The 18,173-nt window shown below is 70.7% G+C and carries 14 protein-coding genes; 11 read left to right on the top strand and 3 right to left on the bottom strand.

Going from position 1 to position 18,173, the window contains the following annotated elements; translation table 11 throughout:
• Window positions 1-128: 128 nt before the first annotated feature.
• Both BLU09_RS04065 and BLU09_RS04060 read left to right on the top strand, forming a co-directional pair.
• The gene (locus BLU09_RS04065; RefSeq protein WP_090485653.1) at window positions 129-1,166 is read left to right on the top strand and encodes an effector-associated domain EAD1-containing protein; all 1,038 of its coding nucleotides are present in this window, start codon (window positions 129-131) and stop codon (window positions 1,164-1,166) included.
• Between the two features lie 43 nt (window positions 1,167-1,209).
• A complete protein-coding gene (locus BLU09_RS04060; RefSeq protein ID WP_090485650.1) occupies window positions 1,210-3,600 on the top strand; it encodes a hypothetical protein in 2,391 nt (796 codons plus the stop codon).
• Window positions 3,601-3,610: 10 nt separating this feature from the next.
• Here BLU09_RS04060 and BLU09_RS04055 read toward each other — a convergent pair whose 3' ends face one another.
• Window positions 3,611-4,420, bottom strand: a complete 810-nt coding sequence (locus BLU09_RS04055; RefSeq protein WP_090485647.1) for an SDR family oxidoreductase — start codon at window positions 4,418-4,420, stop codon at window positions 3,611-3,613.
• Between the two features lie 112 nt (window positions 4,421-4,532).
• On the opposite strand from BLU09_RS04055, the gene BLU09_RS04050 reads away from it, so the two are divergent.
• The 6 genes from BLU09_RS04050 (at window position 4,533) to BLU09_RS04025 (ending at window position 12,568) form a co-directional block, all read left to right on the top strand.
• Complete coding sequence (locus BLU09_RS04050; RefSeq protein ID WP_011550941.1) at window positions 4,533-5,213, top strand: MotA/TolQ/ExbB proton channel family protein; 681 nt, start codon at window positions 4,533-4,535, stop codon at window positions 5,211-5,213.
• A gap of 3 nt (window positions 5,214-5,216) precedes the next feature.
• Complete coding sequence (locus BLU09_RS04045; protein ID WP_090485644.1) at window positions 5,217-5,651, top strand: ExbD/TolR family protein; 435 nt, start codon at window positions 5,217-5,219, stop codon at window positions 5,649-5,651.
• A 16-nt stretch (window positions 5,652-5,667) separates the two neighbouring features.
• The gene (locus BLU09_RS04040; RefSeq protein ID WP_090485642.1) at window positions 5,668-6,468 is read left to right on the top strand and encodes an energy transducer TonB; all 801 of its coding nucleotides are present in this window, start codon (window positions 5,668-5,670) and stop codon (window positions 6,466-6,468) included.
• Window positions 6,469-6,610: 142 nt separating this feature from the next.
• Window positions 6,611-9,373, top strand: coding sequence for a TonB family protein (locus tag BLU09_RS04035; protein WP_090485639.1), 2,763 nt, complete (start codon window positions 6,611-6,613; stop codon window positions 9,371-9,373).
• 1 nt (window position 9,374) lies between these two features.
• Window positions 9,375-10,295, top strand: a complete 921-nt coding sequence (locus BLU09_RS04030; RefSeq protein WP_090485636.1) for a hypothetical protein — start codon at window positions 9,375-9,377, stop codon at window positions 10,293-10,295.
• 89 nt (window positions 10,296-10,384) lie between these two features.
• Window positions 10,385-12,568 (top strand): caspase family protein, encoded by a 2,184-nt coding sequence (locus BLU09_RS04025; RefSeq protein ID WP_090485633.1) that lies wholly within the window; start codon window positions 10,385-10,387, stop codon window positions 12,566-12,568.
• A 27-nt stretch (window positions 12,569-12,595) separates the two neighbouring features.
• Here the strand turns inward: BLU09_RS04025 and BLU09_RS04020 are convergent, their stop codons facing one another.
• Entirely contained in the window at window positions 12,596-13,369 is a 774-nt protein-coding gene (locus BLU09_RS04020; protein WP_090485630.1) for an alpha/beta fold hydrolase, read from the bottom strand.
• Between the two features lie 95 nt (window positions 13,370-13,464).
• On the opposite strand from BLU09_RS04020, the gene BLU09_RS04015 reads away from it, so the two are divergent.
• On the top strand, window positions 13,465-14,046 hold the full coding sequence (locus BLU09_RS04015) for a nuclear transport factor 2 family protein (protein ID WP_373284080.1): 582 nt from the start codon (window positions 13,465-13,467) through the stop codon (window positions 14,044-14,046).
• A gap of 5 nt (window positions 14,047-14,051) precedes the next feature.
• On the opposite strand, the gene BLU09_RS04010 is transcribed toward BLU09_RS04015, so the two are convergent.
• Entirely contained in the window at window positions 14,052-15,398 is a 1,347-nt protein-coding gene (locus BLU09_RS04010) for an erythromycin esterase family protein (RefSeq protein ID WP_090485625.1), read from the bottom strand.
• A gap of 204 nt (window positions 15,399-15,602) precedes the next feature.
• Here BLU09_RS04010 and BLU09_RS38645 point away from each other — a divergent pair, with 204 nt between their 5' ends.
• Entirely contained in the window at window positions 15,603-15,977 is a 375-nt protein-coding gene (locus BLU09_RS38645) for a hypothetical protein (protein WP_147093048.1), read from the top strand.
• A 16-nt stretch (window positions 15,978-15,993) separates the two neighbouring features.
• Window positions 15,994-17,994 (top strand): M6 family metalloprotease domain-containing protein, encoded by a 2,001-nt coding sequence (locus BLU09_RS04005; protein ID WP_244171393.1) that lies wholly within the window; start codon window positions 15,994-15,996, stop codon window positions 17,992-17,994.
• The last annotated feature ends 179 nt before the right edge of the window (window positions 17,995-18,173 follow it).

The raw sequence follows: 18,173 nt of genomic DNA, 5'->3' as shown, positions 1-18,173 counted from the left end.
CTTCACGGGCCTCCAAGAAATGTAGTCCGCGCTCCCAACTGGGCACCCACGCAGGGGATGCACAGATTTCCCAGCAGCAACACGGAGTCGCAACCGCTCCCAGGGTTGTTTCGTCGTGGGTGGCAAGCATGGAGCTCGACGGCGCGGAGAGGGACGAGCTACAGCGGGCGCTGACGAGCGCGTTTGCCTCGGTGGAGCACCTTCGCCGGGTCGTGGCCGCCACCTGCCGCAGGGATTTGGAAGCGCTGGGCGTCTCCGGTGGGCTGCGGGAGCGCGTCTTCGCGCTCATCCACATGGCGGAGGCGGAGGGCTGGCTGCGCGAGCTGATTCGCGGCGCCTACCAGGCCCTGCCCCGACACCCTCGCCTCCAACGCTTCGTGCAGGTGTACCTCGCGTCCGTCCAGCGCAGCATCCCCCGTGTCGGACTGGAGCGCATCTTCGGCAGCGGCCGGGCGGACGCCGAGCGTGAGCACTGGCGCAAGCGCCTGAGCTCCATCGAGCGGCAGGTGTGCCGCGTGGAGCCGGAGGTGGGCGCGGCGCTGGGCACCGGCTTCCTGGTGTCCCCCAGCGTCGTGCTCACCAATTTCCACGTCATCGAGAACAGGCTGCTGGAGTCTCTACGGGTGCGCTTCGGCCGCAAGGTCCTCCAGGACGGGACGCTGCTACATCCAGGGACGGTGTACCGCGTGACGCGCTGTCTGGCGCGCAGTCCTTACAGCCCCGCGGACCTGATGCACCCGCGTCCGCGCGATGCCACGTCGGGCGAGCTGGACTACGCCTTCCTCGAGGTGGCGGGTGTCCCCGGCGAGGACCTGGTCGACGGGGAGCCCCGAGGCTGGCTGGAGCCGCCCGATTCACGGGAGTCCTTCACGCCCGGCAGCCTGGTGCTCATCGTCCAACACCCGGCGGGCCAGCCGATGAGCGTCGCGCTCGATGAGTTCCTGGGCGTCAATCCGGGCCGCACACGCGTGGCGTACCGCGCGTGCACGGGGCCGGGCTCCTCGGGGGCACCCTGCTTCACCCAGGACCTGCGGCTGGCCGCGCTGCATCACAGCGGTGGGCCCCGCGTCCCGTCCGTGTCGGTGGGACACAACGAGGGCATCCCCATCGACACCATCCGCGGCAGCCTGTCCGGGAGCATGTTGAGTCAGTTGGGGTGGGGGTAGGGCGCGAAGTGGAGGCATGGGGGGCGCCTGATACAGTCAGTGAATGCGTTCCGCTGGCACCCGTCCCGCCGTCACCCACTCCGCGTGGGGGCTCGTGCGTCTTCCGGCCCTGCTCCTGTTGCTCGTCCTTCCCTGGAGGGCCGGCGCTGAGCCCTCGCTGCGCGTGGCGGGCGCCTCCGCCAGCAACGAGGTGAAGCTGCGGACCGCGTCGGAGGACTTCCGGCACGTGCTGCGCGTGGATTTGCTGAGCGCGCCGGAGGTGGTCGGCGACGTGGCCGTGGCCGGCGGCGTGGCGAGAGGTGTGGACGGCGAGCTGCCCGGCGGCGTGACGGTGCTGGTGGATCCGCTCCAGTCCCAGGACGGCGTGCAGGTGCCGCTGCAGGCCGTGGTGAAGGAAGCAGAGGCCGGGGGCGCCACGGTGCCCATCTCCACGCGGCGCCCCATCCACGTCGAGCTGTCCGGGCGCCTGCCCGTCACGGGGGACTACACGGGCCACGTGGTGCTGGTGCACGCGCAAGGGCGGGAGACCACCGCGCTCATCGTCACGCGCGTGCAGGCGGTGCCCGCGGTGCAGTTCATCGCCACGTCGCCAGCGGTGACGTCCGCGGGCTGGGGCTGGAGCTCCATCGACGCCACCGTGCGGCTGCCGTTCAAGGAGACGGCGGGCGTGGGCGGGGTCGTGTCGGTGCCCCAGTTGCTGCAATTGCAGCGCAAGGCGCCGGACATGGACTCGGCCCTCGTCCAGCCGCGCTTCCAGAGCGTGCGCTTCGCCCTGGAGGGCGGGAAGCCGGATGGCGGCAACCTGGATGTCACGTCGGCGGACGGCGGCATTCCCGTGAGCGCGCATGGGAGCGGCGCGCTGCTCTTGAACCTGCGGGGCCTGGAAGGTCCGGGCGAGTACACCGGCACCGTGCGCCTGTCCGTGCGCTCGGGCATGCCGGTGGAGCAGCCCTTCACCTTGTGGGTGAGCTCGCCCTGGTTGTGGGGCGCGTTGCTCATCGCGGCGGGGGCCGTGTCGTCGTTCGGTGTGCGCCTGTACTCGCAGCGCATCCGGCCCCGGACGCTGCGCTTGCAGCGGGTCATGGAGTTGCACCGCCGGCTCCAGGCCGTGGTGAGCGGGCAGGGGGCCCGGGCGCGGGAGGTGGGGCAGGTGATGCTGGGCCAGGTGGACGGGCTCGCGTCGGAGATTCGCCGGCCGGTGCGAGGCATCCGCGTGCGCGACGGGGACCTGACCGCGCTGGAGCCTCGTCTACGGCTGTATGGCGCGTGGTGTGACGCGTCACGCAAGCTGGACGCGCTCCCGGCCGAGCTGCGTCCGGAGCAGGCGAGCCAGTTGCTGGCGGAAGTGGAAGGCGCGCTGCGCGCAGAGGACACCGCTACCGAGCAACTGGACCGCCTCGCCGCCAAGGTGCGGGAGCTGGACGTGGACGGACTGGCGCGCGCCGGGCTGGAGGCGCGGTTGCAGGACATCGACCGTCAGGCGCGGACGCTGGTGGAGCAGCACGGTGAGGATTCGCTAGGCTTCCGGCTCAAGTACGAACTGCTGTCCCTGCTGTCGACCGTGCGGGAGGAGCTGGCGCGGGGCGCGCTGGACGCCGCCCGGCGCCAGTTGGAGTTCGCTCGCCGCTCGTACTTCGACATCCTCTGCGAGGAGCTGTCCGCGGCCCTGGCGTCCCGCACGCCGCCGCGAGGCTTCACGGAGGAGGAGTGGGAGGCCCTCACCCGGCAGGTGAACACACTGCTGGAGAGAGCCCGCGAGCGTGCGAACACCAGCGTGGATGATGCCGTCCGCATGTACCAGGGCGCGCATGCCGCCTATGTGCGCCAGCTCATCGTGGAGCTGCGCGGCGCGGTGGACGAGGCGCGGCAGGTCAGTGAGTCCGAGGCGCAGACGCAGGCGCTCGATGAGGTGGAGGTGCTCCTGCGCGAAGCCATGGGTCTTCTGGTGGCGGAGTCGTCGCACGAGGCCGCGGGGAAGTACGGCGAGGCGCGCGTCCGGTTTGTCTCCGCCAGCCAGTCCCAGCGGATGGCGAAGAGCTTCCACCTGGAATCGCTCGCGTCGGACGACGGGGGCGACGGTGCGCCCTCCGTGCCTCCTCCCACCGCGCCCAGCGGTGGAAGCATCCTCGCGCTGCCGGAGGCGCCCGCCGGAGGGGCGCCCGCGTTGGGCGACTTCGAGGGAATGCCGCTGCCGTCGCCGCGTCACATGTGGCTGGTGGAGCTGGGCGTGCTGGCGCTGCTCACCACGGTGGCGGTGGCGCTGGGGCTTCAGTTGCTCAATGTCTTCTCGCCCACATGGGGCGGTTTCGGCGCGGGCATGACGGCCTTCCTCTGGGGCTTCGGCCTGCACCAGGTGGGCAACGCCTCCTTCGAGGGAATCTCCGGCCTGCTGACGCGCGTGGAGCGGCCGGCCACGCCTCCGCCGGCCACCTGAGCCGCGCGAATCAGCGCTGCCGGTCCTGGATGGTCTTCGCGGCGATGCGGTCCACCACGCCTGGGGCCACCAGCTTGAGGAACTGGGCGACGCGGGCCTTGGTGGTCATCACCACCTCGCGCTCGCGGCGCTCCATGGCGCGCAGGATGATGGCCACGCAGGTGTCCACGTCCATGTTGCCCGCGCTCTCGTCGTGCTTGCTCTGCCGCACGGGCTGGCCGTCCGCGCCCAGCGCGCTGTCGCGGATGTTGGTGGCGACGAAGCCGGGGCACACCACCGTCACGTCCACGCCGGTGCCGCGCAGCTCGATGCGCAGCGAATCGAAGAAGCCGTGCATGGCGTGCTTGCTGGCCGCGTAGCCGCTGCGGTTGGGCACGCCCGTCTTGCCCGTGAGGGACGACACGGCCACCACCCGTCCGCGCCGGGCCTTGAGGTGGGGCAGGGCGTGGTGGGTGCAGTACACCGCGCCCAGGTAGTTGATGCGCATCAGCCGGTCGAAGAGGGACAGGTCCTTCACCTCGTCCACGCGCGCGTCCATCGTCACGCCCGCGTTGTTGACCAGCACGTCGACGCCGCCGAACGCCTCCACCGCCCGCTCCACCAGGTGGCGGCAGGCCTCCGCGTCACCTACATCGGTGGGCACCACCACCGCGCGCCCGCCGGCCGACTCGCACCGGGCCTTCACCCGCTGGAGCGCTTCCTCGTTTCGCGCCGCCAGCACCAGGTTGGCGCCGCGTCCGGCCAGCACTACCGCCAGCGCCTCGCCAATGCCCGCCGAGGCGCCCGTGACGACCACCGTTTTTCCTCGCATGGCGCGCATTCTGACCCCTCGCCGTCAGAGGGGCCCGGAAAAAATCCGACCACCCGGTGACACTTCAATTCGGGCCCGGTGTTCCGGTCGCGCCAACGTGTTTCGCGAGGGGAAAGACACCATGCCGTCCATCGCCGTTTTCGCCCAGGCCCACCCGGAGCAACTGGGGTGGCTCAGCAGCAAGCTGCTGGGGGTGACGCTCACTTCCGCGGAGTGGGTGCTGTGGGTGCTGGTGTGCCTGTCGGTGCTCTCCATCGCCATCATGCTGGAGCGCACGGTGTACTTCGCCCGTCACCGGCTGCCGGACTCGGAGGCGCTGGCGGTGCGGCTGTCGCGCGGTGAGCTGGACGCGGTGAAGGCCGCCATCCAGGGGCGTCAGGGCATGGAGGCCGCCATCCTGCGCGAAGGGCTGGCGTGCGCTGACCAGGGCGCGGACACGGTGGAGCAGGTGATTGCCTCCACCCTGTCGCGCGAGCGCCCGCGCTACGAGCGCTTCCTGTCGTACCTGGGCACGCTGGGCAACAACGCGCCGTTCATCGGTCTGTTCGGCACGGTGCTGGGCATCATCAAGGCCTTCAATGACCTGGGGAAGATGAACGCCCAGGGCGGCGGCGGGGCCATGCAGCAGACCGTCATGGCCGGCATCTCCGAGGCGCTGGTCGCCACGGCCGTGGGTCTGGCGGTGGCGATTCCGGCGGTGGTGGCCTTCAACGTCTTCAGCCGCCAGCTCAAGACGCTCACCAGCCGCGCCAACGCTTTGGGCCACGCGCTGGTGGGCAGTCTCCGCTCGGAGGCCCGTTAGGCCATGGCGGGCGGCGCGCAGGACAACGACGACGAAATCACAGGCATCAACGTCACCCCGCTGGTGGACGTGGTGCTGGTGCTGCTCATCATCTTCATGGTGACGGCCAACTTCATCGTCCGCGAGACGGTGGAGGTGGACCTGCCCCGCGCCGCCAACGGCGGTGAGACGGTGCAGGGCCTGGTCAACGTGGTGCTGGACAAGGAGGGCAAGTTCTTCTTCGACGGCACCGAGATGACCGAGAAGGAGCTGGAGGCGCGGGTTGCGGAGGCGGTGGCCAAGGACAAGGAGACGCGCGCCATCATCAGCGCGGACCAGTCGCTTCCCTATGGCCGCGTCATGCGGCTCATCGACGTGGTGAAGGGCCAGGGCATCGCCAAGTTCGCGCTCAACATCGAGAAGGACGTGGCCCCCGCGGCCACGGTTCCCGCGCCCTGAAGCGAGGCATCAACGCATGAGCCAGGCGGTCCTCGACAACAGTCCCACGACGCCCTCACACGACCGCTCGCTGGCCGTGGTGGGCGCCTTCCTGCTCGTGTCGCTGGGGATTCACGTCGGCGGCTTCTGGGCGCTGGGTGAGGGTGACTCGCGCTTGCGCCCCGTGCCCAAGCGCCCCGTGGAGATGGTGATGGTGGAGGTGGTGAAGCCGCCTCCGCCGCCCCCCGAGGCGCCGAAGCCGGAGGAGCCGCCCAAGCCGCCGCCTCCCAAGCCCAAGGTGGTGAAGCCGCCGCCGGTGAAGGTGGCCGTGGCGCCCAATCCGCTGCCGCCGCCGCCCGTGGACGCGCCGCCGCCGCCCAACGACACCCCGCCCCCCTCCGCGAAGCCCGCGCCCCTGGTGGTGGGCCTGTCGATGTCCTCCACCACCAGCGCTGGAGGTTTCGCGGCGCCCGTGGGCAACACGCTCTACGGAAGGACGGGCCCCACGGCGAAGGCGCCCCAGGAGGTGAAGGCGTACAGCGCGCCGAAGTACGCGCCCATCTACCAGGTGGACTCCGAGCCCACGGTGGCCTCCGAGGTGAAGATTCCCTATCCGGAGGAAGCGCGCCGCGCGGGCGTGGAGGGCACCGTCACGCTCTCCATCACCATCGACCACGAGGGCAAGGTGGTGGCGGTGAAGATTCTCAAGGGGCCCGGCTACGGCCTCAACGAGGCGGCGCGGGATGCCATCCGCCGCTTCCGCTTCAAGCCCGCCATCAAGGGCGGCGAGCCTGTCTCCACGGAGATGAAATACTCGTACACCTTCCTGCTCGATTGATGTCGCCACTCCCGCTGGGAGAGCGGCGGAGCACGGGCGTGCCCGGCATGTCAGGGGTACCCATCCCCACAGGCATTGCCGGGATTCCACCTCGCCATCGCTCCGTCTCTCTTTCAGCGGGAGCGGCAACCCCCTCACCCGTATGCTTGGACACGCCATGTCCTCCACCCTGAAAGCCCGAGGCGCGCTCGTCGCGGCCTCGCTCCTGCTGGCGACGCCCGTGCTCGCGCAGGCACCCCAGGCCGGCGCGCCTCCCACGGACGCGGCCACGCCACCCGCGGCGCAGGCCCAGCCCACCATCACCAAGCCTCCCGAACTGGTGCAGCAGGTGGAGGCGCAGTATCCGCCCGAGGCGCTCGCGCAGGGGCTCACCGCGTCCGTGCGGCTCATCATCACCATCGCGGATGACGGGTCCGTCGCTGAGGTGCTGCCCACCGAGCCGGTGGGCAACGGCTTCGACGAGGCGGCCATCGCGGCGGTGCGCCAGTTCCGCTTCTCGCCCGCCGAGGTCGACGGCGTGCCCGCGCCGGTGCAGGTGGAGTACGTCTATCACTTCACCCTCACCGCGCCGGAGCCGGAGGCGGGCGCCGAGGCCGTGGAGGCCGAGCAGCCCAAGGCCACGCTCACCGGCCAGCTCATCTCCCGCGGCAGCCGTTCGCGCGTGCCCAACGCCACCGTGCGCTGCGGCGACGACGCGGACGCGCCCGAGGTGATGTCCGACGAGGACGGCCGCTTCACGCTCGAGGTGCCCGCGGGCACCTGCGAGGTGCGCGTGGTGGCCACGGGCTTCCAGCTCTACCAGACGAAGGAGGAGCTGAAGGCGAACGAGACGACGGAGGTGAACTTCTACCTCGCGCCCTCGGGCGGCGGCCTGGAGACGGTGGTGCGCTCCGACCGGCCGAAGAAGGAGGTGGTGCGCCGCACCATCACCCGCGAGGAGGCGCAGAAGACGCCGGGCTCCTTCGGTGACCCCATTCGCGTCATCCAGTCGCTGCCGGGCGTGGCGCGCGCGCCCTTCATCTCCGGTGAGCTGCTGGTGCGTGGCTCGAACCCGGGCCAGACGTCGACGATGATGGACGGGGTCGAAATCCCCCTCCTGTTCCACCTGCTCGGTGGGCCGTCGGTGGTCAACGCCGAGTTCATCGACCAGCTCGACTTCTTCCCGGGCGGTTACGGCAGCCAGTACGGCCGCGCGGTGGGCGGCATCGTCGAGGTGGGCACGCGCAAGGGCGCATCGGACACGCTGCACGGCTCGGTGAAGGTGGACCTGCTGGACGCGGGCTTCTTCCTGGAGAGCCCGATTACGGACGGCATCAGCGTGGCCGCCGCCGCGCGCCGTTCGTACATCGACGCGATTCTGCCCGCCGTCCTGCCGGAGACGGAGGGGGGCACGCTCTCCGTGGTGCCGCGTTATTGGGACTACCAGCTGCGCGTGGACTTCGGCGCGAAGCGCGGGACGCCCAACGACGACACGACCGTGACGGCGGGGGGCGCACGCAGCTCCGGCTACATCATGGCCTTCGGCAGTGATGACCAGCTCCGCGTGGTGTCCACCGGCCCCGAGACGGAGCGGGACCTGGAGCTGGACACGCGCATGAACTTCCACCGGGTGAAGGGCGACTGGACCTACCGCAAGGGCGCGATGTGGTCCGTCTTCACGCCCTTCGTCGGCATGGACCGCAACAACATCGACTTCGGGCTCGCGCGGCAGGAGGGCAAGACGTACACGCTGGGCGCCCGCGAGGTGCTGGGCATCGAGCTGTCCTCCGCGCTCACCCTCCGCACGGGTCTGGACCTCGTCTTCGAGCACGAGCGCTACGACGTGTCCTTCCCCGCGCCGGGCGGCATCGAGTACGTGCCCTTCCCCGGGGCCGAGCCGGTGGGCCAGCAACTGGAGGAGCAGATTGCCCTGAGCGCCTTCGACGGCGCGCTCTTCCTGGAAGCGGACCTGCTGGTGGGGCGCTTCACCTTCACGCCGGGCGTGCGCGGCAACCTCCAGACGGTGGGCAACACGCGGAACCTGGCGCTGGACCCGCGGCTCTGGGTCCGCTACGCGGCGACCTCACGCACCAACCTCAAGGGCTCGCTGGGCCTCTACAGCCAGCCGCCAGAGACGTTCCGCTTCATCACCGCGCCCTACGGCAACCCGGACCTCGCCTACCAGCGCGCGTTCCAGAGCAGCCTGGGCGTGGAGCACCGCATCACCGACGTGCTCAACGTGGACGTCACCGGCTTCTTCAACCGCCGCTTCAACAACATCGTGTCGCCCGGCCAGCTCGTCGCCAACGAGGGCGGCGGCGTCTTCACGCTGCCGTACTCCAACGACGGCATCGGCCGCGCGTATGGCGTGGAGGTGATGCTGAAGAAGGAGCGCGCCTCCGCGACGGACAAGTGGTCCGGCTGGCTCTCGTACACCTTCAGCCGCTCGGAGGACGGGCGCGCGGGGCCGCCGCCCCAGGGCGGAGGGGCCTTCGGTGGCGGCAGCGTGCCGGACGACTCTACCTATGGCCTCAGCCCCTGGGACCAGACGCACATCCTCACGATGGTGGCGGGCTATGTGCTGGGCAACGGCTGGGAGCTGGGTGGCCGCTTCCGCTACACCAGCGGCCGGCCCATGACGCCGCTGGCGGGCGGCCATGACGTCTACGACGCGGACCGCAACCGCTACAACGCGACGTTCGGTCCCTACTTCTCCGACCGCACGGGCGGCTTCCACCAACTGGACGTGCGCGTGGACAAGAGCTGGCGGTTCCAGAGCTGGACGCTCACGGCCTACCTGGACGTGCAGAACCTCTACAACGCGAAGAACGTCGAGTTCGTCTTCAACGACTACCGGTTCCGTCGGGAGTACGAGGTGCCGGGCATCCCCATCCTCCCCGTGGTGGGTGTGAAAGGAAGCTTCTGAGATGAAGACCCTGCTCGAGTATGGCGGCCTGTTGCTGCTGCTGGGGGCCACCGCGTGTGTCGACGTCGAGGACCAGCCTTCGCGCGTCCACGACTTCCGTGTGCTCGGCCTCGCCACGGAGCCGCCGGAGTTCATGGCGTCTGCTTGTGAGCTCAACCCGGCGACGCTGGATGAACTCTCCGAGCCCGTGACATACCGCGCGCTGCTGGTGGACCCGGCGGGCGAGGGCCGTCCCATCCAATACACGTTGTGGGCGTGCGCGGACCCCGAGGACCGGACGTGCGCGAACGAGTCCAACCGCGTGCTGCTCGCGGAGGGCGCCACCGCGCCCGGTGAGCTGACGCTCAGCATCCAACCGGGCGCGGCCACGCTGGCGGATGACACGCCGCTGCTGGCGCGGGTGCAGGCGCTGGACCCCTACCGGGGGCTGGGCGGCCTGCGCATGCCGCTGGTCCTCTTCACGCAGGCGGGGGAGGAGCGGGTGTATGCGCAGAAGCTGATGGTCTTCTGGTGCCCGGCCGTGGAGGGGATGCGGGCCAACGTGCAGCCGGTGATTCCGGGCCTGCGCGTGGACGACGTGGCCTGGGCCGCGGAGGCGCCGCTGGAGCTGCGGGGCGCCGGGCCCTTCGTGGTGACGTCCGAGGACGTGGTGGCCTTGCAGGAGACGTACGTGGTGCCCGGGCTGCGGCTGGAGGCGGTGACGCTGCGGGAGAGCTGGGAGATTTCGTGGCACGCGACGCTGGGCGAGTTCTCGCCGCAGGAGACGGGTGGCTCGTCCTTCGGCGGGCAGGAAGGCCGGCACCGCACGGAGTGGGAGCCGCCAGAGGGCGCGCAGGCGCAAGAGGTGACGTTCTGGGCGGTGGTGCGGGATGGCCGGGGCGGCAGTTCCTGGTTGGTGCGGCGGGCGCTCTGGAGCCCGTGAGCCGGGCTCGCTCGCCGGCCTCCAGTCGAGATATGCCGAGGGGACTCGCTTGAGGCCGGGCCGGGCCTGACGCGTGGGGTGGAACGCGGATGATGAGACGCACCACTGCTGGGGAATGGGGCCGCCGGTGCGGTCTGCTGGCCGCCGCCTGCCTGGGCGTGTGGGCCACGGTGTCCGCCGCGGCCACGCCGCCCCCGGCGGAGGAGCCCCCGGTGACGCTGCGCCGCTTCGCGCTGCTCGTGGGCTCCAGCGAGGGCGGTGAGGGACGCGAGCGGCTGCGCTACGCGGGCTCGGATGCGCTGGCCATGTCCCGCGTGCTGGGGGAATTGGGCGGCGTGGCGGTGGCGGACCGCGTGCTGCTGCTGGAGGCGGACCGGAAGGGCCTGCTGGGCGCGCTGGAGCGGATGCGGGTGCTGGTGGAGGCCGCCGCCGCCGACGGCGTTCGCAGCGAGCTGGTGCTCTATTACTCGGGCCACTCGGACGCGGAGGGGCTGCTGCCGCGCGGTGAGCGGCTGACCTACGCGGCGCTGAAGCAGGGGCTGGGCGCGGTGCCCGTGGACGTGCGCATCGCGATTCTGGACTCGTGCGGCTCCGGCGCGGTGACGCGCTTCAAGGGTGGGGTGCACCGGCCGGGCTTCCTCATGGACGCGGCGTCGCAGGTGCGGGGCCACGCGTACCTCGCCTCCAGCTCCGCGGATGAAGTGGCGCAGGAGTCGGACACCATTGGCGCGTCCTTCTTCACGCACTTCCTGGTGACGGGCCTGCGCGGCGCGGCGGACGCCAGCGGTGACGGCCGCGTCACCCTGCACGAGGCCTACCAGTTCGCCTTCCATGAAACGCTGGCGCGCACGGAGCGCTCGCAGGGCGGTCCGCAGCACGCGGCCTATGACATCCAGCTGGCGGGCAGCGGCGACCTGGTGCTGACGGACCTGCGCACCTCGCGCGTGCGGCTCACGGTGGCGGAGGACGTGCAGGGCCGCCTCTTCGTGCGCGACTGGGGCAACCAGCTGGTCGCGGAGCTTCAGAAGCCCGCGGGCCGGCGCCTGGCGCTGGGGCTGGAGGCGGGGCGCTATCAGGTCGTGCTGGAGCGTCCCTCGCAGCGGTTCGAGGCGGAGTTGACGGTGTCGCCGAAGGGGGGCTCGGAGCTGCGCGCCGAGCACTTCGTTCCCATGACACTCACGCGCACGGCGGCGCGAGGCGGGACGGACATGCGGGCCGAGGCCCTGTCCACCGGCGAGCCGGTCGTCCTCGGCGACATGCCCTCCGTGCCCTTCAACCTGTCGCTGGTGCCGCCGCTGGCCACCACCTCGCTGTGGGGAGGCGGCGGGCGCAACCACCTGTCGGTGGGCGTGCTGGGCGTGCGCTCGATGCAGCTTCAGGGGGTGGGCGTGTCCGCCGGCGTGGGGTGGGTGGACGGGACGGTGGAGGGGTTCCAGGTGTCGGGCGTGGCGAACGTGGCGGGCGGGGAGATTTTCGGTCTCCAGACGGCGTTCGGCGGCAACCTCGCCTTCGGTGGCGGGACGGGCGGGCAGGTGTCTGCCGTCTTCAACATGGTCGAGCGGGACTTCACGGGCTTCCAGGTGAGCACCACGGCGAACCGCGCGGCGGCGCGCCTCCGTGGCGTGCAGGCGGCCGTCGGCATCAACCTGGCGGAGCAACTTGCCGGCGCGCAGGTGGGCCTCATCAACATCTCCGGGGATGTCGCGGGCGCGCAGGTGGGCCTCATCAACGTGGCGGCCGAGGTGCGCGGCGTGCAGCTGGGGTTCATCAACATCGCGGATGACGTGTCGGTGCCCATCGGCTTCTTGAGCATCGTGCGCAAGGGGCGCTTCGTGCTGGAGCTCTCCGCCGACGACGTCATGCCCCTGTCGGTGGGCATCAAGTATGGGAGCCGGACCGTCTATGTGCTGGCCACCACGGGCGTGGGGATTGGCGAGGACTCGCTGCGGACCTTCCTCAACATGGGCCTGGGCGTGCACGTCCCGCTGGATGCGGCGGACCGCTATTCGCTGGACGTGGACCTGTCGTACGGCAGCTGGCAGCCGAACTTCTATGGTTCGGGGCCCAAGAACACGCTGTTCCGGATGCGCGCCACGCTGGGGTGGGAGCTCAAGCGGCGCTTCGCGCTCTTCGGCGGTGTGTCCCTCAACGCGTACGACCCGTCGTCCCAGGACGAGGACCGCGACGTGAGCTGGCTGCCGCAGTGGAAGCTGGGCCGTGGCCCCGGCGGCGTCCGGATGTGGCCCGGCCTGCTGCTGGGGGTGCGCATCTGAGGCGCATCCTCCAGGTTCAGCAGTCGCTCAGCGCAGCCACGCCAACACCGCCTGCGGCGCGTCCACGTGGACGAAGTGCCCGGCCTCCGGCAGCGTCTCCACCGGGCATCCCGCGGCCACCAGGCGCTCCACGTCCGCGTCGCTCACGTACTTCGAGCGGCCACCCCGAAGGCATCGCATCGGCGGCCCGTCCTTGCGCTCCACCGCTGTCCACAGGTCCGTGTCATTCACGCGCGAGTGCAGGCCCGCCAGTGCCTGCCGGTCGAAGCGCCAGCGCACGCCGTTCTCCACCGTCACCAGGTTCATCAGCAGCCAGTCCGCCAGTGGCTCCGACAAGCCACGGCCCGTGAGCTCCGCGCGCATCGCCCGGCGGTTCTCCGCCTGGGCCGGAGCCTGGAGCAGGATGCCCAGCACCTTGCCACTCTCCGACAAGTCGCCCGGGACAGGCCCCGGTGCGATGTCCAGGAGGGCCACGCTCCGGACGGCCTCCGGGACATTGAGGCTCGCCGCGAGCGTCACCCTCCCTCCCAGCGAATGCCCCACCCAGTCGAACGGACCCTGGAAGCCCTGTGCACGCGCCGTGTCCACCACGTCCCGGGCCATGCTGTAGAGGTCCGAGTTCGCCGGCAGGGCAGGGGACGTCCCGTGCCCGGTGAGGTCCGGCAGGAGGATGCGCCGGCTCGGGTCCGCCGCGCTCCACGCCGCCGCCAGCGAGCGCAGATTGCGCCCCGTGCCCAGGAAGCCGTGCAGCATCACCGTGGGCACATCGCCCTCACCCACCAGGAAACTCTCGAGGACCATGCGATTCGTGCCTTTCTCGCCGCCCCGTTCGCCTTGACGCGGGGTGGGCCGTGCCGCTTCATACCTTGAACGCCCCGCCTGACGAGGTCTTCCGCGTGCCTACCGTTTCCTTGCTCCTCTTCGTGCTCGCCTCTACTCCCGCGAACACGGCCCCCGCCGACCCGAAGGCAGCCATCACCGCCGTCCTGGATGATTGGCACCAGGCCGCCGCCGCCGCGGACGAGGCGCGTTACTTCGGCCACTTCACCGACGACGCGGTGTACCTGGGCACCGACGCGACCGAGCGTTGGACCCGTGACGAATTCCGCGCCTGGGCGAAGCCGTACTTCTCCAAGGGCAAGGCCTGGAGCTTCAAGGCGACGTCACGCCACATCTTCCTCTCGAAGGATGGCGCGGTGGCCTGGTTCGACGAGGCGTTGGACACGCCCAACCTGGGCCCCAGCCGCGGCAGCGGCGTGCTGGTGAAGGACGCCGGCACCTGGAAGATTGCCCAGTACAACCTTTCCATCCCCATCCCCAACGACGTGCTGCCGGAGGTGAAGCGGCGCATCGAGCGGCACCTGGCCCGGGGCCAGAAGACGCCCGGGAAGTCCTCCACCTGGAAGGCGCCGCCGGCGAAGGTGCCCTCGCCGCAGACGCCGCCCATCAAGGAGCGGGCGCCCGCTCAGGCGAACTAGCCTCCTCACAACCCGAAGGGATACGTGTCGGGCGCGTCCTCCTCCCCGTGCCCGGCATCCGAGTCCAACGGGCGCAATGCCCGCGTCTCGTCGTAGTGCAGCACCGCGTCGAACTGCGCGGGCAGGTTCGCGTGGAAGTAGTGGCTCCACCGCTCGGTGCGCGGCGCGTACACCACGCCGATGGCGCGCTCCAGGCGGCGCTCGTGCAGGCCGCCCGCCGCTTCGCCCAGCTCGGCCATGCGCAGCAGGAACGCGGGCATGCCCACGTCGTGGAACAGGCGCTCGTAGCTGCCGGACATGGCGGGCTGGATGCGGCGTCGCAGGCCGGGCTCGTCCCATTCATGCGCGGCGATGACCACGCCCGTGTATGTGGTGAAGCCCACGTTGTAGGTGGCCGCGCCGTGCCGTTCGCGCAGGAGCTGGCCCACGTTGAGCTCCCCCTGGTCACCCAGCTGCGTGGCGCGGGCATCACCCAGGTGGGAGTTGTGCGCCCAGATGACCAACCGGGCCGGTGGACCGCTGCGCGACAGGTGCGCCGCGAGCGCGTCCACCGTGTCCGCCATGTGCGTGTCACGCAGGTTCCAGCCTTCGTGCCGGCCCGCATACACGGCGCGGTAGTACGCCTCCGCGTTGGCGACGAGCCGGGCGTTCTGCTCGGCGTGGAAGCGGGCGTCCGCGTCCTCGGGCCCTCGAGTCCTCCGCCGCTGCAACTCCACGAACTGGGCCCAGACCTGCTCCTCGCACGAGTCCGCCTGCCCCGACGTGGTGGACTGGCCATAGACGTGGGGTTCGGGGCCGAAGTGGTCGAAGCAGGCGTAGCGCTCGCGGGCCCGCTGCGCGGCATCCGGGTCCACCGTGTCCAGCCAGGCCACCACCTCCCGCATGGAGTCGTGAAGGCTGTACAGGTCCATGCCGTAGAAGCCCGCACGCTGCTCCGGCGGCACCGTGGCGTTGTGGGCGCGCATCCAGGTGACCAGCTCCTCCATCTCCCGGTTGCGCCACATCCACCGCGGGAATCGCTGGAAGTTGCCCAGGGCGCCAGCGGCCGTCGTGTCCTGCCCGTTTCCCCGCACGAACGCGTCGGCACGGAGGGCGGCCGGCCAGTCGGCCTCCACCACCAGCGCGCGGAAGCCCTGCTCGGCGATGAGGCGGCGGGTAAGGGTTGCGCGTGCCTGGTAGAACTCGTGTGTCCCGTGTGTGGCCTCGCCCAGCAGGACGAACCGCGCATCACCGATGCTCTCGATGAGCGGGTCCAGGTCCGAAGCGCGGCCCGACACGGGGAGCGCGGCGGCTCGGATGCCCTCCAGCAGGGCGGCCGACACCTCCGGGGCGTCCTCCTCCATTGAACCCATGCCTCACAAAGTGGGGCGGTCCTGGCGGAGTGCCCATCGTGCCTTTCCCTCAGCCCGGGCGGCGGACGGGTAGGCACCCCCTCCATTGCATCCACGTGGCCGCGTGCCAGCGCCCCATCGGGCCCCCAGCCCCAGGCAGGCATCGCAGTCCAGGGCCGGACCGAAGGCGATGGCTCGGGCACCGGTGTCCCTGGAGCCCAGCCCGTGGTGGCGAAGGCGGGTCGCGACGACCCCGACAAGAAGACCCTCAAGGTGGAGACGGGCGTCACCCCGGGGCCGTTGGGCGTCTCGGTGCGCCACCACATCGAAGTCAGCGTGCGCCGCTGGACCTGGGCATCCCGCCCGGGCGCTGAGCGCAGCCGCCGCTCCGTGAGCGATCAGACCTCGCTCGCGAGCGAACCGCGCCGCGTCTCCAATCCGTTCCGCGTGAATTCCTCGTGGCTTCGTCGGGGATGCGTTGCGCGACTGCATCGCCCCGTGCACAAGGCGCGCGGCGACCCGTTCCGGGCCGCCGTTCTCCGGAGGGGAAATGTCCCGCACGTGGAGCATGGTATCGGCCGTATGGCTCGTGGCCTGTAGCGCGCAGGTTTCCGACGTGGATGAAGCGCAGGACGGGTTGCCGCCACACGAAACGGTGAGCCGCCAGGAGTCATGGGAGGGGGAACTGGAGGTCGTGGTGGTGGACCCGCCCTCGCCCGCCGCGTCGTGGGAAGAGTACTTCGTGAAGCAGGGGAACCAGCACCGCCAGGTGCGCTTCGAACACGGCGCGCCGCCGGGACTTCGCAGCGGGCTCCAGGTGAAGGTGCGTGGGCGCGAGCAGGGCGGCCAGCTCATCGCCCAGGGCGTGGACGTGGACACCCATGCCGCGTCCTCGCTGAGCACGGCGAGCGCGTGTGGCGTCAGCGGCGTGCAGCGCAGCCTGGTCATCATGACGGAGTTCCCCGGCATGGCCCGGCCCGGCCTCACCCCGCAGGCGGTCCACGACGTGTTCTTCTCCACGACGCGCCGTTCCCTGGCGGATTACTGGAGCGAGGTGTCCGAGGGCCGCACCACCACCGCGGGCGACGTGGTGAGCGGGTACACGCTGGACCGCGCCTATTCGTGCAGTGAAGGCGCGGCCATGCGTGAGGCCGCGGTGCGGGCGGCGGACGCGGACGTGGACTTCACGCAGTACGACCGCATCTTCATCGTCCACCCACGCCCGGAGGCGGGCTGTTCCTACGCCGGTCAGGCAACGGTGTCCTGTGGGCAGGTGCAGACGGCGGACGGTACCGTGACGGCCTCCACGTCGTGGCTCGTGGCGGAGTCCATGATGGTCCATGACAGTGCCGTGGAGTTGGTGACGCACGAGGCGGGGCACAACCTCACGTTGGGCCATGCGAGCTCGCGCGACTTCGGCGCGGAGGCCCTGGGCCTGCCGGGGGCGACGGGAGTCATCGACGAGTACGGGGATGTCTTCTCGACGATGGGCCGGTGGAACCTGGGCCACTACGCGGCGCCGCAGAAGGCACGCATCGGCTGGCTGGATGCGTCCGCCGTGGCCGAAGTGGACGGCGTGGACGGCACCTTCACCCTCGCGCCCGTGGTCGCGTCGGGCGGGCTGAAGGCGCTCAAGGTGCGGCGGCGGCCTGGGAGCAATGACTGGCTGTGGTTGGAGTACCGCCAGCCCGTGGGGGGCTATGAGGCGACGCTGGCGCCGCAGGTGTTCGGCGGCGCGCTCGTGCACTACGCGGATGCGACGACGCAGGGTGGCTCGCACCTGCTCGACTTCACGCCGCAGACGGCGTCGTGGACGGACCCGGCCCTGCTTCCGGGCACGACGTGGGACGACCCCTACAGCACCCTCTCCGTGACCGTGAACGCGGCGACGTCCGCGGGCCTCGTCGTGAGCATCGCGCACCGTCAATCCGCGTGCGTCCGCGCACCCCACGAGGTGCAGGTGACGTCCTTCGCCCCCACGTCCTGGCCCGGAGGCCGGCCGGAGTTCGAGGTCGTTCTCGTCAACCACGACTCGCCTACGTGTTCGCCGTCCACCTTCCAGGTCTCCGCCCTGCTTCCGCAGGGGTGGGGCTCCGACCGGCTGCCCGCGCAAGTCACTGTCGCCGCGTCCGCCTCGTTGTCATTGAGCCTCCAGGCGTACACGCCCTACAGCGCGGCGCCCGGCACGTACGCCGTGGGCCTGGCAGCCACGCGAGACGGCCACACGGTGCAGGGCACGGCGGACATCGACATCGTCGAGCGTTGTGTCACCGCGTCGCCTACCGTCACGCTGTCACCGCAGACGGTGACGGCAGCGCCGGGAACGGATGTCACCTGGACGGTGAACGTCACCAACAATGACTCCGCGTCGTGTGATTGGGTCTGGTACGACTTCTATTCCAACCTGCCGTCGGCCTGGGACACCGCCTTTTCCGACTGGGGTGTGAACCTGCCGCCGGGGGGCGCCTTCACTTTCACGATGACGAAGTCCATTCCACAGGAGGCGAGCGGCGGCAGCCACACGGTGGACCTGGACATCTACAAGGACGAGTACGGCCTCGTGTGGCACGGCACCACCACCGTGAATGTGGCCGAGCCGCTGACGCGCTCAAGGTGATGTTGCGAGTCCGCTCGCGGCGGTTCATCACCATCGCGAGCGGATGTGTGGCTTCAGGACTTCAGGATGCCCGGGCGCCAGTGCGCTGCCGCCACGCGCCGAGGATGCGCTCGGCCACTGCGTCCACGCCCCAGTCGGGGCCGGAGCACGACGCCAGGGACGTGGGCTCCCCTCGGCCA

This window comes from Myxococcus virescens (genome assembly GCF_900101905.1).
Lineage (GTDB): Bacteria > Myxococcota > Myxococcia > Myxococcales > Myxococcaceae > Myxococcus > Myxococcus virescens.
The sequence above is the reverse complement of the archived record's forward strand: the minus strand, read 5'-3'. Positions and strand labels throughout refer to the sequence as shown.